The organism is Frankia nepalensis, from assembly GCF_016786325.1.
GTDB classification, from domain to species: domain Bacteria; phylum Actinomycetota; class Actinomycetes; order Frankiales; family Frankiaceae; genus Pseudofrankia; species Pseudofrankia nepalensis.
In genome coordinates this window covers 14,845-35,264 of record NZ_JADWYU010000203.1, presented here as the reverse complement: position 1 = coordinate 35,264, position 20,420 = coordinate 14,845, and the positions used below count along the sequence as shown (strand labels likewise).

The 20,420-nt window shown below is 72.3% G+C and carries 18 protein-coding genes; 6 read left to right on the top strand and 12 right to left on the bottom strand.

What is annotated here, in order from left to right:
* Nucleotides 1–148: 148 nt before the first annotated feature.
* The 7 genes from I6A81_RS32015 to I6A81_RS31985 all read right to left on the bottom strand — a co-directional run bounded on the left by I6A81_RS32015 (nt 149) and on the right by I6A81_RS31985 (nt 5,772).
* Nucleotides 149–745 carry a maleylpyruvate isomerase family mycothiol-dependent enzyme gene (locus I6A81_RS32015; protein ID WP_238429506.1) on the bottom strand — a complete coding sequence of 199 codons (597 nt, stop codon included), beginning with the start codon at nt 743–745 and terminating at the stop codon, nt 149–151.
* Between the two features lie 213 nt (nt 746–958).
* Nucleotides 959–1,390 (bottom strand): VOC family protein, encoded by a 432-nt coding sequence (locus I6A81_RS32010; RefSeq protein WP_203004261.1) that lies wholly within the window; start codon nt 1,388–1,390, stop codon nt 959–961.
* Between the two features lie 42 nt (nt 1,391–1,432).
* The gene (locus I6A81_RS32005) at nt 1,433–1,849 is read right to left on the bottom strand and encodes a helix-turn-helix transcriptional regulator (RefSeq protein WP_307875057.1); all 417 of its coding nucleotides are present in this window, start codon (nt 1,847–1,849) and stop codon (nt 1,433–1,435) included.
* Between the two features lie 71 nt (nt 1,850–1,920).
* Complete coding sequence (locus I6A81_RS32000) at nt 1,921–2,409, bottom strand: SRPBCC family protein (protein WP_203004260.1); 489 nt, start codon at nt 2,407–2,409, stop codon at nt 1,921–1,923.
* A gap of 119 nt (nt 2,410–2,528) precedes the next feature.
* The gene (locus tag I6A81_RS31995; protein WP_203004259.1) at nt 2,529–3,605 is read right to left on the bottom strand and encodes an NAD(P)H-dependent amine dehydrogenase family protein; all 1,077 of its coding nucleotides are present in this window, start codon (nt 3,603–3,605) and stop codon (nt 2,529–2,531) included.
* 134 nt (nt 3,606–3,739) lie between these two features.
* On the bottom strand, nt 3,740–4,519 hold the full coding sequence (locus tag I6A81_RS31990) for an SDR family oxidoreductase (RefSeq protein WP_203004258.1): 780 nt from the start codon (nt 4,517–4,519) through the stop codon (nt 3,740–3,742).
* A gap of 590 nt (nt 4,520–5,109) precedes the next feature.
* Nucleotides 5,110–5,772 (bottom strand): RNA polymerase sigma factor, encoded by a 663-nt coding sequence (locus tag I6A81_RS31985; RefSeq protein ID WP_203004257.1) that lies wholly within the window; start codon nt 5,770–5,772, stop codon nt 5,110–5,112.
* A 627-nt stretch (nt 5,773–6,399) separates the two neighbouring features.
* On the opposite strand from I6A81_RS31985, the gene I6A81_RS31980 reads away from it, so the two are divergent.
* From I6A81_RS31980 to I6A81_RS31960, 5 genes are all read left to right on the top strand, one after another.
* Complete coding sequence (locus I6A81_RS31980) at nt 6,400–6,987, top strand: class I SAM-dependent methyltransferase (RefSeq protein WP_203004256.1); 588 nt, start codon at nt 6,400–6,402, stop codon at nt 6,985–6,987.
* Nucleotides 6,988–7,303: 316 nt separating this feature from the next.
* Nucleotides 7,304–7,864 (top strand): NUDIX hydrolase, encoded by a 561-nt coding sequence (locus tag I6A81_RS31975; protein WP_203004255.1) that lies wholly within the window; start codon nt 7,304–7,306, stop codon nt 7,862–7,864.
* 259 nt (nt 7,865–8,123) lie between these two features.
* Nucleotides 8,124–8,831, top strand: a complete 708-nt coding sequence (locus tag I6A81_RS31970; RefSeq protein ID WP_203004254.1) for a CAP domain-containing protein — start codon at nt 8,124–8,126, stop codon at nt 8,829–8,831.
* 230 nt (nt 8,832–9,061) lie between these two features.
* Nucleotides 9,062–10,147 (top strand): ABC transporter ATP-binding protein, encoded by a 1,086-nt coding sequence (locus I6A81_RS31965; RefSeq protein WP_203004253.1) that lies wholly within the window; start codon nt 9,062–9,064, stop codon nt 10,145–10,147.
* Nucleotides 10,144–10,971: an ABC transporter permease gene (locus I6A81_RS31960; protein ID WP_203004252.1), complete on the top strand. Its 828-nt coding sequence runs from the start codon at nt 10,144–10,146 to the stop codon at nt 10,969–10,971. The genes I6A81_RS31965 and I6A81_RS31960 overlap by 4 nt, the downstream gene beginning before the upstream one ends.
* Nucleotides 10,972–11,032: 61 nt before the next feature.
* Here I6A81_RS31960 and I6A81_RS31955 read toward each other — a convergent pair whose 3' ends face one another.
* The 4 genes from I6A81_RS31955 to I6A81_RS31940 all read right to left on the bottom strand — a co-directional run bounded on the left by I6A81_RS31955 (nt 11,033) and on the right by I6A81_RS31940 (nt 17,517).
* Nucleotides 11,033–11,947 (bottom strand): NADP-dependent oxidoreductase, encoded by a 915-nt coding sequence (locus I6A81_RS31955; protein ID WP_203004251.1) that lies wholly within the window; start codon nt 11,945–11,947, stop codon nt 11,033–11,035.
* A gap of 250 nt (nt 11,948–12,197) precedes the next feature.
* Entirely contained in the window at nt 12,198–14,381 is a 2,184-nt protein-coding gene (locus I6A81_RS31950) for an MMPL family transporter (protein ID WP_203007198.1), read from the bottom strand.
* 435 nt (nt 14,382–14,816) lie between these two features.
* Nucleotides 14,817–17,060: a catalase/peroxidase HPI gene (gene katG / locus I6A81_RS31945; RefSeq protein ID WP_238430874.1), complete on the bottom strand. Its 2,244-nt coding sequence runs from the start codon at nt 17,058–17,060 to the stop codon at nt 14,817–14,819.
* 25 nt (nt 17,061–17,085) lie between these two features.
* Entirely contained in the window at nt 17,086–17,517 is a 432-nt protein-coding gene (locus tag I6A81_RS31940) for a Fur family transcriptional regulator (RefSeq protein WP_307875056.1), read from the bottom strand.
* A gap of 530 nt (nt 17,518–18,047) precedes the next feature.
* On the opposite strand from I6A81_RS31940, the gene I6A81_RS31935 reads away from it, so the two are divergent.
* Nucleotides 18,048–19,028, top strand: coding sequence for a LysR family transcriptional regulator (locus I6A81_RS31935; protein ID WP_203007199.1), 981 nt, complete (start codon nt 18,048–18,050; stop codon nt 19,026–19,028).
* 131 nt (nt 19,029–19,159) lie between these two features.
* On the opposite strand, the gene I6A81_RS31930 is transcribed toward I6A81_RS31935, so the two are convergent.
* Nucleotides 19,160–20,392 carry an ABC transporter ATP-binding protein gene (locus I6A81_RS31930; RefSeq protein WP_307875055.1) on the bottom strand — a complete coding sequence of 411 codons (1,233 nt, stop codon included), beginning with the start codon at nt 20,390–20,392 and terminating at the stop codon, nt 19,160–19,162.
* Between the last annotated feature and the right edge of the window lie 28 nt (nt 20,393–20,420).

Below are 20,420 nucleotides of genomic sequence, written 5' to 3'. Positions count from 1 at the left end.
CTGCGGTCGGTGATCTGGTCCTGGCTCGAGTGTTCGGCTGGCTCGCCCGCTGGCCCGTGGCGACAGAGCGAGGATGGCGGATCCGCTGGTGCCGCGTCGGGAGGCCGGGTACGGGCGCGCTCGCAGAGCGCGAATCCGAACCCGCGGATCAGGAATCCGCCATGGGCGAGCGGCCGGCGAGCAGAAGCACGAGGTCCTCGGCTGGGCCGCGCAGTGGTTGCCCGGCACCGAACGACCAGTCGAGATCCGTCGCCTCGAGGCGACGCCCAGCGAGGTCGACGCCGAAATGCCTGGCGCCGCCTTCGGCGCCGAGGCTGTCGAGGACGACAACCATGGCCTCGTCAGCGGCCAGGCGAGGCACACCCAGCGGCACGGTGATGTCGAGGCCGTGGATGACCACGTGGCTCAGGGCGCCGCGGTGGCCGCCGTCCGGCGGCGTCCACCGATGCATGACCTCGCGGCGCAGGTTCGCGACCAGCTCCGCGGTAGGCAGCCTGGCGTCGCGGCCGGCGATCAGGTCGGACAGCCGGGAGAAGTCGAAGTCACAGGCGCGCAGCTCGGCGAGAAAGGCCCTCTCGGAGTAACGCGCCGCCATGGTCAGGTGCGCGACGACCTCCCGGACGCGCCAGCCCGCGCACAGCGACGGCGTGTCCCACCGGTCGTCGGAGAGCGGGTCGAGGACGTCCGCGAGCGCCAGGTAGCTCCTGGCCACGAGCGGCTGAAGGCCGACGTCGTCCGTCGTCATGACTGGATTCCTCAGTTCCTCGGTTTCCGAGATCCCACGTTCCGAGATCCCGCGCGGGAAGCGACAGGTGACGGCGAGCGGCGGCCTGGCACGGGACAGCCGGGCGACCAGCGCCGCGCGCGGCCGACGGCCGCGCCGGTGGGATGCCGGGCGGTGGGATGCCGGGCCGGTGGGCTGGGGAGGGCCGCCCGTGTGCCGGCCGACGGGGCTGCCTCAGTGGCGGTCCGGCGAGAACTCGAGGACCTGGGTGAGGCGGACGTTGTTGCCGGACGGGTCGCGGAAGGACGTGTCGATGCCGTAGGGCTGACGGGTCGGCGGGTCGTTGAAGGCGACGCCCCGGGCGGACAGCTCGTCGTAGGCGGCCTGGCAGTCGTCGGTCTCCAGGAACAGCGTGCCGCCCGCGCCCTTCGCGACCAGCTCGGCCAACGCCTCGCTGGTGCTCCCGTCGAACATGGGCGGCTTCGGGACCGGCATCAGAACGAGCCCGACACCCTCCTGTCCGACGGGGCCGACGACGAGCCACCGGAACGCCCATTCGGGCATCGTGACGTCCGCTCGCACCTCCCAGCCGAGCATCCGCGTGTAGAAGGCGAGCGCCTCGTCCTGGTCGTGCACCCAGAACTGCGCGTTGACGATCCTGATCATCGGGGCTCCCGGGTCGGCTGCGCGCGACGCTACGCGCCCGGATCAGGCCTCGACTTCTCGAAACGTGCGGTTCTTGGGCCGGCCGTAGGCCCGGGCGACGCAGTCCGGCACCCGGATGTGCCGCCGGGCCGGCGGGAAGCTGGCGCGGTAGGCCAGCGGCGTGACGCCGTACACCCGCCGGAAGCTCGTCGTGAACGAGCCCAGGCTCGTCAGCCCGACGGAGAAACAGATCTCGGTCACCGGCCGGTCGGTGTTGCGCAGCAGGGCGGCCGCCCGCTCCAGCCGGCGGGTGAGCAGGTACCGGTGCGGAGACTCGCCGAACGCGCGCCGGAACTCACGGCTGAAATGGGCGGGCGACAACCCCGCGGCCCGCGCCAGCTCCGCCACGGTCAGCGGCTCGAAGTACCGGCCATCAGCAAGGTCCTTGGCCCGCAGCAGGTGACGAGAAAGCTGCACCACAATGCCGGAGTATCCCTTGGCCCACCCATCCGGGGGACGGTCGTGCGCGCGGCGCGGTCAGCCGGCGCGGCTCAGGCCGCCCCCTGGCCGACGGCCACCGCGCAAATCCGCTCGTCGTCGCACGCGGCCGCGAACGCCGCGAGCCGCCGGCGAATGTCGCGGCCCAGCAGCCACGTCCCGACGGTGTTCATGACCGGGCGCAGCAGCCGCGGCCGGCATCGGAAGCTGTAGGTCCAGGTCGCGACGGTCCCCCGGCCACCCGGCGCCGGCGCGAACCGCCAGCCACCGGCGAACATCTCGAAGAACCACGGGCCGGAGACCATCTTCATCCCGACGTGGCTGGGCGGCGCGTAGGACACGTACTCGCTGACCATGCGCAGTCCATGACGGGACCGCGTCAGCGTCCGCACCCCCTTCGCCGGCCGTTCGGCGCCGTCCAGAAAGTGCTGCCGGCGGATGAACGGATCCCAGCTCAGCCGGAGCGCCCCAGTCGTCTGCGACACGACGAACGCCACCTCTGGCGGCACCTCCGCCGTGACCTGCGCGCGAACGACCGGCATGCCAACCACTATGCGCCCACCCGCCACCTCGCGGGGCCGCGTCGCGGATACCGCCGTGACCGACGAGAACCGCGACACGGCCCGAGGAGCGATCCCTGGCGCCAGGAGCCAGCCGCGGCCTACCGACCGGCGGCGGCGCGCATGGCGCCGAAGCCCGGGACCAGGGGGAGGTCGAGCGCCGACAGGAGGCCGGGGGCGGCGTCGACGACGGCCGGGATGGCGTTGACGGCCCGCATGCCGTTGGCCAGGCAGCCGGCCTCGTTGGGGTCGCCCGAGTCGAACGCGCGGAAGGCCGTCTCCTGCTCGATGTTCGGACTGCCCTTGATCGTGACCCGGTAGGCGTCGTTGTCGACCATCTTCGGGCGGGGCCAGTCGGGTGCCGCGGCGTGGGTGATCCGGTTGCAGTGCTCGACGACGATGCGTGGCTCGCCGTCGGCCCAGCCCCGGATCTCGAACCGGACCGCGGCGGTGTGGCCCGTCTCGACCCGCCCGTGCGGAAAGACGATCGGCTCGGGTGTCGCCCACTTCTCCCAGATGGTGTCGATCTTCTCCAGCTTGACGCCGATCGCGTCGGCGATCATCGGGATCGTGTGTCCCCAGCCGAAGATCAGCAGCTCCGGGATCTCCAGGAGAGCCTGGGTCTCGACCGGCTCGCCGAGACCCATCGGGCTGTAGTCGCCGGTGTAGGTGGAGTAGTCGAGGATCTCCTGGATCCGGACCGAGTCGACGCGTCCGGTGAGGCCCATCAGCGTCATCGGGAAGAGGTCGTTGGCGAAGCCGGGATCGATGCCGGTGGTGAAGCAGCTGGTCGCGCCTTCGGCGCACGCCGCCGCGAGTTCGCGGGTGAGGTCCTCCGAGCAGGCGGGGGGATAGACCAGCGGCGTCATGGCCGTGGAGACGACGTTGACGCCGGCGCGCAGCGCCAGCGACATGTTGGCGATGTTCTGCGCGGCATAGGCGGCGGTCGGGCCGAAGTAGGCGACGGCGGCCGCCCCGCGGCCGAGCACGGCCGCCGCGTCACGGGTGGCCGTGACGCCGATGGGTCCGATGCCGGCGATCTCGCCCGCGTCGCGGCCCTCCTTGGCCGGGTCGGAGACGATGACCCCGACGAGTTCGAAGACCGGGTGGTCGACGAGCTCCCGGATCACCCGCTTGCCGACGAATCCGGTTCCCCACACGATGACTGGGTATTTCATGGCGCACTCCTGGGTGGTCGAGGATCCAGCTGGTCGAGCCTTCGGCCCACCGGAGCAGACGACCACGGACCGCGACGCGGACAGGTGCGCGTGCCTCCCGTGGCGCGGCCGCCGCGTGGGCCGGCGCGCGGGCGTCAGCGCATCAGCTCGCCGCTGTTGACCAGGAGATACTGGCCGGTGACGGCCCTGGACAGGTCCGAGCAGAAGAACACCGCGGCGTCGGCGACCTCGCTGTCCTCGGTCATGCGGCGCAGCGGGAACTTTCCGACGATCTCCTCCAGGATCTCGTCGGTCGACTTTCCTTCGGTCTGCGCGCGGAAGTCGACATAGAGCTGAACGTTGGGGCCCCACATCCAGCTGGGAACGACAGTGTTGACGCGGATTCCGTCGGGGCCGAGTTCGTCGGCGAGGTAGTACATCGCCGACAGGAGGGCGCCCTTCGAGGCCGCGTAGCCCCCCTGGGGCATCGCGACCTTGAACGCCGACTGACTGCCGACGAGGACAACCGAGCCGCCGCCCCGCTCCTTCATGGCCGGGACGACGGCCCGCAGCAGCCGGAGACTACCGAGGACATTCGTGTCGAAGGCCCGGCTCCACTTGTCCAGGTCCGCGTCGAACAGCCCGCCGAACGCGTCCTCGAATGCGGCGACCTGAACCACGGAGTCAACCGCGCCGAAGCGGTCCACGGCCGCGGTGACGAGAGCCTCGCAGCTTTCCTCGTCGCAGATGTCGGCGGGATGGGCGAGAACACGCTCACCGGACGGGTCGAGTTCTTTCGCGGCCTGGCGTAACCCGTCGGCGGACCTGGCGGCGATGACCACGTTGGCGCCGGCGGCGAGCATGGAAGAAGCCATCTCCCGTCCCAGGCCACTGCCTACGCCGGTAATCAGGGTCGTCTTGTTCCGCAGCAGCATTCTCGTTCCTCTCCTGTGCCCTGGGGCTCTCGACGGTGGAGGTCGGTCCGCGACTGCTGGAGACCGTCCCTTTCGCGCGCCACGCCTCGGCCGCCCCCGGCAGGCAGCGGGAACAGCCGAGCGCGCCCCGCGGTCGCGGTCGACGGCGGCGGGACGGGTGGGAGCCGGGCGGACCGTGCCGGCCACGGCACTGGAATCTAGATCTAAACGGCGCCTCCCGCCAGGGTCGGCCACGGGCGAACGGCCAGGGGCCGCCAGCGCGTGTCCGGGGACCCGCCGGCGGCGTCGACGTGTTCCCCCGGTGCACCGGGGGAACCGGCCTGGTCGGGCGACGGCCGCCTCGCCGTCACCCGACCACTCTGAAACCAGGTTCTAAGCGGCGACGCCGCGCGGCGTTCCGCTTCCCCGCCGCCACCGGGCGGGCAAGCCCAGCTGGCGCCGGGACGACCGCCGGGACGACGGAGGCCGGACGGCGCCGCGTGTTCCAGCGCCGGCCCGGCGCCGGCGCTCACCGGTCCTGGGATCGCCCCTGGCTCCGTCCCGGCCGCGCGGGGGCAGCCGGGACGGCCAGGGCGACCGGGGCCGCGAGGTCATGCCGCGCCGCGCAGGGCGGCTCCGACGGGTTCCGGCGCCTGGGCAGCCCGCCGGGCCTTCGCCGCGGCCGCCCGTCGGGGCTTCGCCGAAACCGCCCGCCGAGGCTTCGGCGGGGTCGCCCGCCGTGGCTTGGTCAGCGGGTGCGCGGGGGCGGCCGGAACCTGTTTGTCCGCGTCCAGGTGGGCGCGGAGCGTATCCAGTCCCCGGCTGATGTACGCCTTGACCGTGCCCTCGGCGCAACCCATCTCACCGGCGGTGTCGAGGAGTGGCAGGTCGTGGATGTGGCGGAGCAGGATCGCTTCCCGCTGGCGGGCTGGCAGTGCCCGCAGCGCGGCGTGGACGTCGGCGTCGAGCAGGCGCGCGAGCGCGACGTCCTCGGCGCTGGGGGCGTGGGCCGTCGCGCACAGGGCACCTTCGCGCCGCTCGGCTCTGGCCTGGCGACGGGTCGTCTCGATGGCCAGGTTCACGACGGTGCGTCGCAGGTAGGCCAGCGCCGCCTGAGGGTCGATGCGATCCCAGGCATGCCAAACCCGCAGGTAGGCCTCCTGGGTGATGTCCTCTGGGGTCTGGGCGGCGCCGCTGAGATAGCGGGCGGCCAGATGGCGCAGTTGCCGTTGGTTGTCCAGGTACAGGTTGGTGAGCAAATCGGGGGCTGTCATGTCAGACCTCGGGGCCGTCTTGCTGGGAGGGGGCGGCGCGGCGACGGCGGGGTCGATCGTCGACGGGCAGGGTGGGACGCAGGGAGATCACGCTTGCCCGCGAGGTCGGTGGGCACGCGTGATGCGCTGGGGACAGGGGCGGGCAGGGGGCGGGCGCGGGACGGTGGCCAGGGCGCGGGGGCAGGGCAGCGGGCAGGGGTGATGGGCAGGCGGAACGGAGGGGAAACCGCGCTTGCCGCCGAGGTCGGTGGGTTCGCGCGGTGCGCTGGGGCGGCGTGGGCGGCACGCTACACCAGGCAACCGCACTTGCTGACCGGGTCTTAACGGCTTTGGCCAGGTGTGGCCACGTCACGCAAAGTTGGCGCCTAGTGGCCACTTCCGTGACCTGGTCACACGTTCCGTGGCTAGTTATGTTCGACTCCGCGCAGGGGTCACAGCGAGTCCGGCGTCCGCCGCGGGGTCTTCACTAACCGGTGGGCGCCGGCCGCCACCACTCCGTCCACTGTCCATGTCGCGCGCCCGCCAGAGGTGATTTCTTTGATCGTCGTTGAACCAATTGCGCGCGATAGGCAACTCGCCATGGTCGAGAACCAGGGTTCTCCGCCCCATGGCGCTGTCCTCGGCTGGATGGCGGACCGCGTCGCCGAAAAGCTCCAGCTCACCCCCGGCGACCGCGTCGCCTGCGTGGGCCACGAAAGCGGCCCGCACGTTCACCACCTGCTTCAGCGGCTCGGCCCAGGTGATCGGCTGCTCTATGTCGACCAGTCCGGGGACGCGCTCGGGCAGTCGCCGCCGGACGACCGGCTGGTCAGGGTCGGCGCGTCGGCCAAGGAACTCGCCGACAGCGTGGACACCGCCTGGCCCGTGGTCGCGCCGGGCTACCTCGACGCTCTCCTGGCCGGTGGCATCGTCGACCAGCTCCCGCCCGCCGACTGGCCACGGGTGATCTCCGGCCTGGCAAGGCTCGTCGGCCCCGGCGGTCGGCTACTCCTCGTGACACCGTCGGCCGCTGTCCCCGCCCTCCCGGCCGGCGCGACCCGACGGCCCGAGGAGCAGCCGGACCCACGCGACATCGCGTGGCATCTGCGCGTCGCCGGCCTGACGGTCGCGGTCGACTACCAGGAGCTCCCAGCCGAGGGCGACGGCGACCCGCTCGCCGTCCCCGAGCGCTTCGCGTTCGTGCTCGGACGCCGCTGGGACCACCCCTCGCGCTGAGCGGCCGGGGGGGGGGCCGGGGCGCCCGCCCGCCGCGCCCCCCCCCCCGCGCGCGGCGCGGCCCCCCGCCCCCCCCGCCGGCGGCCGCTCGCCTCCGGCCCAGCTCCAGGAGGCCCGAACCGTGCCCACCAAGGTCGGCGCTCGTTCCCGCGGCGGCGGAGTCCTTCCCGTCCGTCGCGCGGCGGCGGCGCCGGCGGGCGTCAGGGCGCCGCGGCCCGTCGTCTCAGGCCCTGGAGATCAGTGGGCCGCGGATCACGGAGAACGCCGGGCCAGCCAATCGGTTTTCAGGAACGCCAAGCTTCTAGGCTTTGGCGGTATGGGGACCGTTCCGGCCGGTGTGGCCGCCTTGCTGGCGGGCTACCAGCCCGCCGACGACACCGAGGCCGGCGACCTGGCCAGGATGCGGGCGCTGGTCGAGCGCGGCGAGGACCCGTGGTCGCGTGATGGCGCGCTGCACCTCACGGCGTCCGCGCTCGTAGTACATCCCGAGAGCCGGCGGGTCCTGCTGCGCTGGCACGAGAAACTGGGGAGCTGGATGCAGGTCGGCGGCCACGCCGACCCCGGTGAGACCACCCCGATCGATGTCGCGCTCCGCGAGGGCCGCGAGGAGACGGGCCTCGCGGATCTCCGTCCCTGGCCGGCGGCGGACCTACGGCATGTGGTCGTGGTCCCCGTGCCCGAAACCCCGCGCGAGCAGGCGCACGAGCACGCGGACCTCCGCTTCGTGCTGGCGACCGCGGCGCCGGAGACGGCCCGCCCGGAGAAGCCCACCGCGCCCCTGCGCTGGCTCAGCCTGCCCGACGCGCTCGACCTCGTCGTCGAGGACAACCTGCGCGAGACCCTGTCCCGCGTGGAGCTCCTGCTCGGCCCCGAGTAGCGCTTCCGGACCGCCGTCGCGGACCGCGCCGGCTCGCGCGCCGCCGCCGGCGACCGTCCCGCCGTGACCATGCCGTGCGCCGCGGGACTGGCCGCGGCACGAACGCCCGGCAGAGCCTGGCCGATCGCGCCAGCCACGGCGACCAAAACCGCTGGTACCGGCGGAACGCCACATACCCACGGGGGTGGGTCGACGGCCGCGTGCACCGGTTTGCTACCTTTGGCAGTGTTCTGGGGAGGGGTACCCGAGGGGAGACCTCATGACCCGTGTTCCCAGAAACATCCGCGGCCCGCTGGCGGCGGTCGGTGTGACGGCGGTGCTCACGGCCTGTCAGCCGTTCCAGTTCCCGTCCTCCGGTGACGGCGGCGCCCCACGGCCTACCCACACCCCGACGGCCTCGCCCACCTCCATCCGGACGACGACGGCGCCGCCATCGCCGACGCATTCCTTCTCGCCGACGTCGGTGCCGCCGCCCCCGACCACGACGCGTCCGGCGTCGACGCCGCCGCGCACCACACCGCCGGCCGCCCCCACGACGCGGCCGCCTGTCCCGCCGCCCCCGGCCACGACGCCGCCCGCGCCGCTCGGGAAGACCGACGAGGTCGTCCGGCTCACCAACGTCGAACGCGGCAAGGCCGGCTGCGGGCCGCTCGCCGTCGACGCGAGCCTCACCACGGCGGCGCAGGCGCACACGGCCGACATGGCCGCGAACAACTACTTCAGCCACACGAGCCGCGACGGCCGCTCGCCCGGTGACCGGGCGAAGGCGGCCGGCTTCCCGAGCGGTTTCGTCGGGGAGAACATCGCCGCGGGCGCGCAGACCCCGGCCCAGGTCCTCCAGATGTGGATGGACAGCGCGGGCCACCGCGCCAACATCCTCAACTGCTCCTACACCCACATCGGCGTCGGTTACGCCGAGGGTGGCTCCTACCGCTACTACTGGACGCAGGCCTTCGGCCGCCGCTGACAGCACGCCCCGACGCCCCACCGGCACCGAAGAAGTCGACGACGACGCGAAACTCGTCGCGACCCGCCGTTCCGGGCAGCCGAAGCACGGTGAGGAGACATCCGTGCTTCGGCTGCCCGGGACGGGCCAAGGAAACTCGTCGTGGGCGACTGCCCACCGGCAGCTCAACCCATCGGCAGAGGCTCAAATTACGGCCAGGATCCGGCCGTAATTCGGTCTACCGTTCTCTCATGATTTCGACTACCAGCACCGCCCCGGCCACCGCGCCGGTGATCCGCACGCAGGGGCTCACGAAGCAGTTCACGAGCCGCAAGCAGACGGTCGACGCCGTCCGCGGCCTGGACCTGCGGGTCGACGAGGGCGAGCTGGTCGCTCTGCTCGGGCCGAACGGCGCCGGCAAGTCCACGACGCTGCGCATGCTGACCACCCTGCTGCCGCCGACCGCCGGAACGGCGCAGGTCGCCGGCTTCGACATCACCCGGCAGCGAAGCGCGGTACGCGCCAGGATCGGCTACATCGGCCAGGGCAACGGCGCCGGCCAGAGCCAGCGCGGTCGCGACGAACTGCTCAGCCAGGGACGCTGCTACGGGATGAGCCGGGCAGCGACGGCCGCCCGCGCCGACGAGCTGATCGCCTCGCTCGACCTGACCGGCGTCGCCGACCGCAAGGTGTCGACGATGTCCGGCGGGCAGCGCCGGCGCCTCGACATCGCGCTCGGGCTGGTGCACTCGCCGCGCCTGCTGTTCCTGGACGAGCCGTCCACCGGGCTGGACCCGCAGAACCGGGTCAACCTCCAGGAGCATGTCCGCGCGCTGCGCGCCCGGCACGGCACCACGGTCGTGCTCACCACCCACTACCTCGACGAGGCCGACGCGCTCGCCGAGCGGGTGATCATCATCGACCACGGGCAGCTGATCGCCGACGACACTCCGGCCGGCCTCAAGGCCAGGCACGCCGACAGCGAACTGGTGCTCGCCTTCGACGACGCCGCCGACGCCCAGCGCGCCGCCGACCGGCTGCGCCAGCACGTCCCCGACCGCCCGGCCCGGATCGAGCCGGTACCGGACCCGTCGGGAGCGCGGCGCCCGCCAGGTGCCCAGGTGGTGCTGCGGGCGGCCGACGCGCCGCGGCTGCTCCCCCGGTTGCTGCGCGACCTCGAGGAGGCGGGCCTCGCCCCGGCCGCCGCGACCGCCGCGAGCCCCACCCTCGACGACGTCTTCCTCTCTCTCACCGGTCGCAGCCTGCGCGACGCCGGCGGCGCCGAGTCCGCGGACGCCGACGCGGCGGACGCCAACGCGAAGGAGACCCCGGCATGACCACCGCGACGATCACCGAGACCGGTGGGCCGACCGACGTCGCCCGCGAGGCCGACGCCGACGCGCCCACGGGCCGCACCACCCTGCTGACAGACACGGTCACCGTCTTCGTCCGTGAGCTGCGCCCGATGCTGCGTGACCCGTTCTCGGTCATCTTCAGCATGATCCAACCGCTGTTCTTCCTGGCGCTGTTCGCCCCGCTGCTGCCGAAGGCCGACGACGGCGGCTCGGCGCTGCAGTGGTTCGTGCCCGGCATCGTGGTGATGTCGTGCCTGTTCGGCACGTCGATGACCGGGTCGAACCTGCTCTTCGAGATCCAGACCGGCTCGCACGAGCGCATGCTGGTGACGCCACTGCGCCGGCCGGCGCTGCTGCTCGGCCGGGCGCTGAAGGAGATCGCGCCGACGTTCGTCCAGGCGCTGATCATCGTGGTGATCTGCGTGCCGTTCAGCTTCGACCTGCACGTCGGCGGCGTGCTCGTCGGCCTGCTGATCCTGTCCCTGCTGTGCGTCGGGCTCGGCGCCCTGTCGTACGCGCTCGCGCTGGCCTCCGCCCAGCAGACGTGGCTGTTCTGGGCTGTCCAGCAGACGCTGCTGTTCCCGCTCCTCCTGCTCGCCGGGGTCCTGCTCCCGCTCGACGACGCCCCCGGGTGGCTGAAGGCGCTCTCGGCGGCCAACCCGCTGAGCTACGTCGTCGACGCGGAGCGCCGCCTGTTCGCCGGCGAGGTCCTCGCCGCGGACACGCTGTGGGGCCTGCTCGCCGCCGGCGCCGTCGCCGCCCTCGGCCTCGTCGTCGGCACCCGGGCCATGTCCCGCGCTTCCTGACCACCGACGCCGTGTCGACGGCGTGTGGCGGGCCATGCCGAGGATGGCCCGCCACACGCCGTTAGTCGACGAGAAGGACGACCTTGCCGCGCCCGTGGCCCGTCTCGACGTCGCGGTGCGCGTCGGCCGCGCGGCCCAGGGGGAACACCCGCCGGATCTGGACATGTAGCTGGCCGTCCGCGTACAGGCGGGCGAGCTCGGCGAGCCGGGCCGACGAGCGCAGGTTCGGGGTGGTCCGGATGCCGAGTCCGGGTGCCTTGGCGTGTTCGACCAGCGTGAGGACGCGGGACCGGTCGGCCACGAGGGCGAGCGAGGCGGTGAGCGCGTCGCCGCCGGCGCCGTCGAGGACCGCGTCCACCCCGTCCGGCGCGAGCGCGCGCACCCGGGCGAGCAGGCCGTCGCCATAGGCCACCGGGAGCGCGCCGAGCGAGCGCAGGTAGTCGTGGTTGGCCGCGCTCGCGGTGCCGATGACGGTCGCCCCCCACCGCGCGGCCAGCTGCGTGGCGACGGTGCCGACCGCGCCCGCCGCGCCGTGGATCAGCAGGGTGTCGCCCTTGCCCACGGCGAGCTCCCGCAGGGCTATGTGGGCGGTCTGGGCGCCGCCGCTGAATCCGCCGGCGACCTCCCAGGGCATCGCCGCCGGCTTGGCCGTCACCTGGTCGGCCGGGACCACGAGATACTCGGCGTAGGCGCCGAGGCGCCCGAAGCCGAGCACCTCGCCGCCCACCATCAGTCCGGCCGCCACCCCCTGGCCCACCTCGTCGATGACTCCGGCGAACTCGTTCCCGGGAATCGTCGGTGGGTCCTGCGCCATCCAGGGCGGGGTCCGGCCGGCCCGCACCGCGCAGTCGACCGGCTGGACCCCGGCCGCCCTGATCCGGACCCGGACCTGGCCGGCGCCGGCGTGCGGGGTGTCCAGGTCCATCAGCCTGAGTACGTCCGGTCCGCCAGGCTCGGTGAACGCCGCGGCTCTCATCGGGTGTCCCTTCGTCGTCGGTAACCGCGATCGAGCCTGGCTGTTCAACCGTGGTTGAGGTCAACCGACGACGCCGGTATCCGCGCCGCCTTGGGTGGCGTGAGCGGGCGGCGACGGATCTCGAAGACCCGGGAACGAGTCAGCCCGGCGGAACCATGGGGTTCCGCCGGGCCGGTGTCTTGCTCGCCGCGGGTTACCGCGGTGGCGCGGGTTACCGCGGTGGCGCGGGTCTACGGCGCCGTTGCTCGGATCATTCGGACACGCTGGATGGGCTGGATGAACCCCGTGGCTCGGGTACCGCGACCGCGTCGCCGACGACGGCCGGTTCGATCGGGCGCGACGGCGGTATCCGCAGCACGCGGGCCACCCAGTCGGGCAGCCACCAGTTCCACTGGCCGAACAGGGAGACGAGCGCCGGCACCAGCACGGACCGCACAATGGTCGCGTCGAGCAGGATGCCGAAGCCGAGCGCGGTCGCGAACGTCTTCAGGTCGGTGCCTGGCCCGGTGGCGAGCGCGAGGAACGCCAGGAACAGGATCAGCGCGGCGCTGGTCACGAGCCGGCCGGTGCGCCCGATTCCCTCGACGACGGCGTCATCGGTGTTCCCCGTCCGGTCGTACTCCTCACGGACCCGGGCCAGGATGAACACCTCGTAGTCCATCGACAGGCCGAAGAGGAACGCGAACACCATCAGCGGGAGCCAGAAGGTCACCGCTCCGGTCTCGTCCACCCCGAAGATCGTGTCGGACCCGAACCCGTTCTGCCAGAACAGCACCATGAAGCCGAGCGTCGCGCCGAGCGTGACCAGGTTGAGAAGGATTGCCTTGATCGGCAGCAGGATCGACCGGAAGGCGCGCACCAGGAGGATGAAGGTCAGCAGCGCGATGATCGTGAGCATCAGCGGGAAGTTGCCGTAGACCGCCTTCAGGAAGTCGATCTGGTCCGCGCCGATGCCGGCGACGCCGACGACCCCCGGCAGGTCGGCCACGACCTCCTTGACGTCGCGCACCGGTTGGATGGACGACGAGTTGACGGTCTCCGAGTCGGGAATCACCACCACGATGCTGTGCCCGTTCACCGACTGCCCGTCGCCGGTCGCCACCACCGCCCGGTCGACGCCCGGGACGTCGCGCAGCGCCGCGGCGACCGACTCGGCCCGCGGCGTGTCGACCAGCACCTCCATCGGGGTCAGGACGCCGGTCGGCACACCGCCGGCCTTCAGCGTCTCGAACGCCGTGTAGGCCGGCCCGTTCTTGGCCAGCGACGAGGACGAGGCCAGGCCGATCTTGATGCCGAAGAACGCGGCGACCAGCAGGCCGAGGGCGAGCAGCGCCACCCCCGTCGAGAGGATCCGGTGCCGCACCACGCCCCTGGCCCATCGGGTCCACGCCTTGCCGGCGCGGTTCTCGTGCCGGATCTTCGGCCAGTCGACCTTCGGGCCGATGCCACCGAGGATGGCCGGCGTCAGCGTCAGCGTCGTCAGCACGCTGGCCAGCGGAATCAGCGCGCCGCCCAGGCCGATGCTGCGCATGAACGGCACGGGAAGCACGACGAGGGCAAGCAGCCCGATGGCCACCGTGATGCCGCTGAACATCACCGCGTGGCCCGCCGTCTGCATGGCCACCACGACCGCCTCGTGGTTGTCGCGGCCGTGGTCGCGCTCCTCGCGCCACCGGGTGACCAGGATGAGCGAGTAGTCGATCGCCACCCCGAGGCCGATGAGCGCGATCAGGAACTCGACGATGAACGAGACGTCGGTGAGGTAGGTCAGCGGCAGCAGCAGGATGAACGTGGTCAGGATCGAGACCGCCGCGACGACCAGCGGCAGGAACGCCAGGAACGACGCGAAGACGAAGGCGAGCACCACGAGCGCGCCGAGGGCGCCGAAGAGCACCTCGATGAGCACGCTGGCCCCGCCGCCCTCGGCGTCGCCGATGGCCAGGGCGTCCTCTCCGGTGACGCCGACCGTCGCGCCCGTGGGGGCCGCCGCCGTCAGGGCCTCGGTGATGGCGTCGGTGGGGAAGGGCGCCGTCGGGTCGTGCATGAAGCGGTAGAAGACGAGTGCGTAGGCCGTGCGGTCGTCGCCGGTCCGGAAGGCCTTGTCACCGGTGTTCGCCTCGTCGATCACCCGGGTCTGCGGCACCTCCTGCTGCACGGCGGCGAATGCCCGCCCGACAGCGGCCTCCTGGCCGGTGACGACCTGGCCGGCCGGCATTGTGACGCTCACGACATAGGGCGCGGTCTTGCCACCCGCCTTGAACTCCTCGTCGATCTGATTTGCCGTCTCGGTGCCTGGTTGTCCCGGCAACGAAAAGTCAATGACCAGGCGATCATTGGTCCGGCCGGTCAGGGCGATGCCCGCGACCACGACGAGAAGCCAGCCGATCAAGACAAGCTTGCGATGGTTAAGTACGAACTCTGCGATACGGCGCACGAAGCCCCCCTGCCAGGCTGATCACATCAGCGGACGAACACTCGCAAGTAAGACGGAGAGAACCGGCCGGACGTGACACGCCGATCCGGACAGGAACGACGTCAGCCGCCACGTGCGCCGTTTGTTACCGACACGCCGATGGCGCAGGAACCGGCAGGTGGGCACCCCCGCGCCGCACCTCGGGCCTCACCGTACTTCACCACCCGCACCCACCCCGCTACCGCCATAGTCGGTCTTCCCGGCTGGCGTCCAGATGTCGGCTTGCCGACACCTGGAGGTCGGATTCCCGACGGTAATGCGCGCGAGTCTCGCCTCAGAAACACGACCAGCGGCGGGCCGAGGGGACGGCCCGCCGCTGGGTTCGTGAATCCTGTCGCCGTGCATGGGGGCGGCGTCCAGGCCGGCCGCCCGGCCGGCCTGGACGCCGCGTCGGAATCAGGCGAGGTCGTACCGGTCGAGGTTCATGACCTTGACCCACGCCGCGACGAAGTCGGCCACGAACTTCTCCTTCGCGTCGTCACTCGCGTAGACCTCGGCGAGCGCCCGCAGCTCGGAGTTCGAGCCGAAGACAAGGTCGACCCGCGTACCGGTCCACCTGAGCTCGCCCGTGGCGTCGTCGCGGCCCTCGAACGTGTTCGCGTCCTCGGACGTCGGCGTCCACGTCGTGCCCAGGTCGAGCAGGTTGACGAAGAAGTCGGTGGTCAGCGCCCCGGGCGTCGTGGTGAAGACGCCGAGCGGCGACTGCTTGTAGTTCGCGCCCAGCACCCGCAGGCCACCGATGAGGACCGTCAGCTCGGGGGCGCTGAGGGTCAGCAGGTTCGCCCGGTCGAGCAGCAGGAACTCGGCCGGCAGGCGCTGGCCCTTCCCGAGGTAGTTGCGGAACCCGTCCGCTGGCGGCTCCATCGCCGCGAACGACTCCACGTCGGTCTGCTCCTGCGTGGCGTCGCCGCGGCCCGGCGTGAAGGGGACCACGACGTCGAAGCCGGCGGCCCTGGCGGCCTGCTCGACGCCGACGCCGCCGGCGAGCACGAGCAGGTCGGCGAACGAGACCTGCCGGCCGCCGGCCGCGTTGAACTCCGCCTGGATCGACTCCAGGATGCTCAGCACGGTCGCCAGCTGGTCGGGGTCGTTGACCTCCCAGCCGCGCTGCGGCTCCAGCCGGATGCGGCCACCGTTCGCGCCGCCGCGCTTGTCGCTGCCGCGGAACGACGAGGCCGCCGCCCACGCGGTCGAGACCAGCCGCGAGACGGTCAGGCCCGACTCCACGACCTTGGCCTTGAGGGCCGCGACGTCCGTGGCGTCGACCAGCTCGCCGGTCACCGGCGGGATCGGGTCCTGCCAGATCAGCACCTCGCTGGGGACCTCGGGGCCGAGGTAGCGCTCGATCGGGCCCATGTCACGGTGCGTCAGCTTGTACCAGGCCCGGGCGAACGCGTCGGCGAACGCGGCCGGGTCGTCCTTGAAGCGCCGCGAGATGGGCTCGTAGATCGGGTCGAAGCGCAGCGCGAGGTCGGTCGTGAGCATCGTCGGCGCGTGCGTCTTCGCCGGGTCGTGGGCGTCGGGGACGGTGCCCGCGCCGGCGCCGCCCGCCGGCCGCCACTGGTTCGCGCCGGCGGGGCTCTGGAACAGCTCCCACTCGTAGCCGAACAGGATCTCGAAGAAGCTGTTGTCCCACTGCGTCGGCGTGTTGGTCCAGATGCCCTCGAGGCCGCTGGTGATCGCGTCGCCGCCCTTGCCCGTGCCGAAGGTGCTCTTCCAGCCCAGGCCCTGCAGCTCGATCGGGGCACCCTCCGGCTCGGCGCCGACGTGGTCGGCCGGGCCCGCGCCGTGGGTCTTGCCGAAGGTGTGGCCGCCGGCGACCAGGGCCACGGTCTCCTCGTCGTCCATCGCCATCCGGCGGAACGTCTCCCGGATGTCGCGGGCGGCGGCGAGCGGGTCGGGGGTGCCGTTCGGACCCTCCGGGTTGACGTAGATCAGGCCCATCTGGACCGCGCCGAGCGGGCTCTCCAGCTCCCGGTCGCCGGTGTAGCGCTCGTCACCGAGCCAGATCTGCTCCGGGCCCCAGTAGACGTCCTCCTCCGGCTCCCAGACGTCGGGACGGCCGCCGGCGAAGCCGAAGGTCGTGAAGCCCATCGACTCCAGGGCGACGTTGCCGGCGAGGATCATCAGATCGGCCCACGAGATCTTCTGGCCGTACTTCTTCTTCACCGGCCACAGCAGGCGGCGGGCCTTGTCGAGGTTGCCGTTGTCCGGCCAGCTGTTCAGCGGCGCGAACCGCTGCTGGCCACCGCCACCGCCACCCCGGCCGTCGCTGATGCGGTAGGTGCCCGCGCTGTGCCACGCCATCCGGATCATGAACGGGCCGTAGTGGCCGAAGTCGGCCGGCCACCAGTCCTTCGAGGTCGTCAGCACCTCGGCGATGTCCCGTTTCACGGCGGGCAGGTCGAGGCTCCCGAACGCCGTGGTGTAGTCGAAGTCCGCCCCGAGCGGGTTGGCCACGGCGGGGTTCTTGGCGAGGATCTTCAGGTTGAGCTGGTTCGGCCACCAACCGCGGTTCCCACCGCCCTGAGTGGGGTGCGCGGCGCGCGTGTGCACGACCGGGCAGCCACCGGCGCTCTCCGTGTCGGCGCTCCCTGTGTCGGTAGTGGGCGCGACTGTCGTCTCGTGGTTCTCGGACATGAGACTCCCTCCGGATCAGGACTGATCAGGAACTGGGTGCGGTGGAGCAGCCGGAGCACAGGCCCCAGTAGATGACCTCGGCCTCGTCGATCAGGAAGCCGCGGTCGTCGGAGGCCGTCAGGCAGGGCGCCTCGCCGACGGCGCAGTCGACGTCGCTGATGACGCCGCAGGACCGGCACACGACGTGATGGTGGTTGTCGCCGACCCGCGACTCGTAGCGGGCCACCGAGCCGGACGGCTGGATCCGCCGCACGAGACCCGCCGCCGTCAGCACGCGCAGCGAGTCGTACACGGCCTGGTGCGAGACCTCGGGCAGCTCGCCGCGCACGGCGCCGATGATCGAGTCCGTGTCGGCGTGCGGATGCGCGTACACCGCGCCCAGCACCGCCACCCGAGGACGCGTCACCCGCAACGCGACCTCACGCAGCATCCGCTCGAAGTCCAAGGCCGTGGGCACGCCCCACACTGTTCCCCGTTTTCCTGAACGAGTCAAGAAAACACTCAAGATCTTTTGGGTGGGCCCAGTACAGCCGCGGGGCATCTGGTCACCGCGCGAAGCGGGCGGTCGCGGTCCGGCCGCCACCGGCCCCTGCCCGCGCGCCCGGCACCGCCAGCCCGCGGCGGGCGACCGGCGGTTGGCCGGGCGAGACCGCGGCCGGGAGCGTTCAGGCGGGCGGCATGATGATCGCCCCGGTGGCCGGCGGTGTCCAGAGCCGATCGGCGGCCGGCGTCCCGACCTGGCGCGGACCCGCCGGGCGCCTCGTCACCCCGCCGGCGTCGGCCACCGGGCGCCGGAATCCCGCGTGGCGGACGGACCACCGGATCGCCCAGGTGGTGAACCGTCGTTCACGCGGGCGGGATCGCCCGTGACGTCAGTCACGATCCGCGGGTCGAAGCCGGGGCGGTTCCGCGCCACAACATGAATTCTTCACCGCCCGTTATCTCGCGCCCGTGCGATGCTGCCAGCGCATCGGCAAAGGAGGACCAATGGATATCCGCATCCTCCGCTCCTTCCTTGCCATTGCCGATGAGCTGCACTTCGGCCGGGCCGCGGCCCGGCTGCACCTTGCGCAGCCATCGCTCAGCCAGCAGTTGCGGCGGCTCGAGCGGGAGGTCGGGGTCGAGCTCGTCGCGCGGACGTCCCACGAGGTTCGGCTGACTCCCGCCGGCCAGGTATTCCAGACCGAGGCGCGAAAGCTGATCGAGCAGGCCGACCGGGCGATGACCGCGGCACGGGAGGTCGCCGCCGGCCGAAGCGGGTGGATCAACATTGGGTTCAACCTGTCGGCCGCCGAACGTGTGCTTCAGCCCGCCCTGGTCAAGCTGAGCGGCACCCACCCTGGCGTCGGGACGCACCTGTGGGAACTGACGAGCGGACCCCAGGTACAGGGCCTTCTCAACGGTGAGCTCGACGTGGGGTTCACCTTCGGCCCGCCACCGACCGGCGCGCTGGGCTCCCGCGAGGTGCTGCGGGTCCAGCTCGTCGCGGTGGTCGGCCACCACCATGAATGGGCGGGGCGGCAGAGCGTCGCGTTCCACGAGCTGGCGAGCCAGGCATGCATGTTGTGCCGCCGCGCCACCTCACCGACGATGTACGACACGATCATCGCCATCGCGCAGCGCACGAGCACCAACCTGCGGATCGTCGCGGAGAACGACGACCTGGGCGGGGTGCGGCTGCGGATCACCACCGGCCCGGTAGCCGGGATTCTTTCGCTGGAACGGGCCCGGACGTTGAATGGCACGAGCGTGGTGCCCATCGTCGATCCGGTGCCGACGGTCCCCGTCCACATGGTGTGGCGCCCACCTCAGACCAGGCTGGTGGCCGCCCTGCTGGACAGCGTGGACACGGTCCTGCGCGAGCGGGCTGGCGACGCCGCCGCCGAGGCTGCCGGCGGCCCACCCGCCACCGCCGGCCCGGGCGCGGTGCCTGGGCAGCGCCGCGGCGACCGCCCCGCCGCCTGGTGACAACCAGGGGCACCGCCCCACCCGCCACCACCGGCCGAGGTCGAGCGACCGACCGACCGACCGACGTGGGCGCGCCGGCGCGGAAGCGGTCGGCCACAACGGGCGGACGCCTCGCTCCCACGCCGGCTGGGCTACACGCCGTCGGGCCGGACGCCACCCAGGCTCGGGACCGGTTCCGCCACCGGCCCGGCCGGGTCGGCCAGACGCAGGCCGGTCGCCGTGTCGAACAGATGCAGCTTGTCCGGTTCGACCCGGAGCCGGACCCGCTCGCCCACCGCTGGCACCGCGACGCCCGACCCGACGGACGCCCGCCACCCGCCGGCCGGCCCCACGCAGTGGATGACGGTGGACTCGCCGGTGAACTCGACGACGTCGATGAGGCCCTCGAGAGTGAGGCCCGGCCCGGTGGGCGCCTCGTCCGTCGGCCGCTCGCTCGCCGGGCTCACGCCCGTCGGCGTCTCGAGTACGCCGTCGCCCGCCCGCCACCCCAGCCGGACCCGACGCGGCAGGCCGGCTCCGGCGACGACGGCACGGATGCCGGGCCCGACCAGCTCGCCTCCCGCGGGATGCGGGCGCGGCTCCACGTCGTGCAGGTTCATGGTCGGACTGCCGACGAACGTGGCGACGAAGGTGTCCGCGGGCCGCTGATAGACATCGGCGGGCACGCCCGTCTGCGCCACCCGCCCGGCGTTCATCACCACCAGGTTCGTCCCCATCGACAGCGCCTCTAGCTGGTCATGGGTGACCAGGATGACGGTGTTGCCGAGCTCCCGGTGCAGCCGGACGAGCTCGGCGCGGGCGTGCTGACGTAGCTGGGCGTCCAGCGCGGACAACGGCTCGTCGAGCAGCAGCACCCTGGGCCGGCGGACGATGGCACGCGCCAGCCCGACCCGCTGCCGCTCACCCCCGGAAAGCTGGGACGGCCGGCGGCGGCGCAGCTCCGCCAGGCCGAGCATGGCGCAGGCGTCGGTCACCCGCTGGGCGATCTCGGCCTTGTCGGGACCGGCGCGCCGGTTGTGTTTCGCCTCGAGCCGCAGCCCGAACGCGATGTTCTGCTCGACGGTGAGATGGGGGTAGAGGGCGAAGTCCTGGAAGACCATGGAGACGCCGCGCCGTCCCGGTGGAGTGTCCGTGACGTCCGTCCCGCCGATGCGCACCCGGCCCGAGTCCGGCGTCTCCAGGCCGGCGACGACCCGCAGGCCCGTGGACTTGCCGCAGCCCGACGGGCCGACGACGACCGTGAACGAACGGTGCGGGACATCCAGGCGGGCCACGTCGAGCACGGTCTGGCCGCCGTACCGCTTCACGACACCGTCGAACGTCACCCCGCCGGGCGCGGGCGCGGCATCAGGGGAACCGGCCACGGGACCGGTCGTCAGAGGCGTCGGCGGC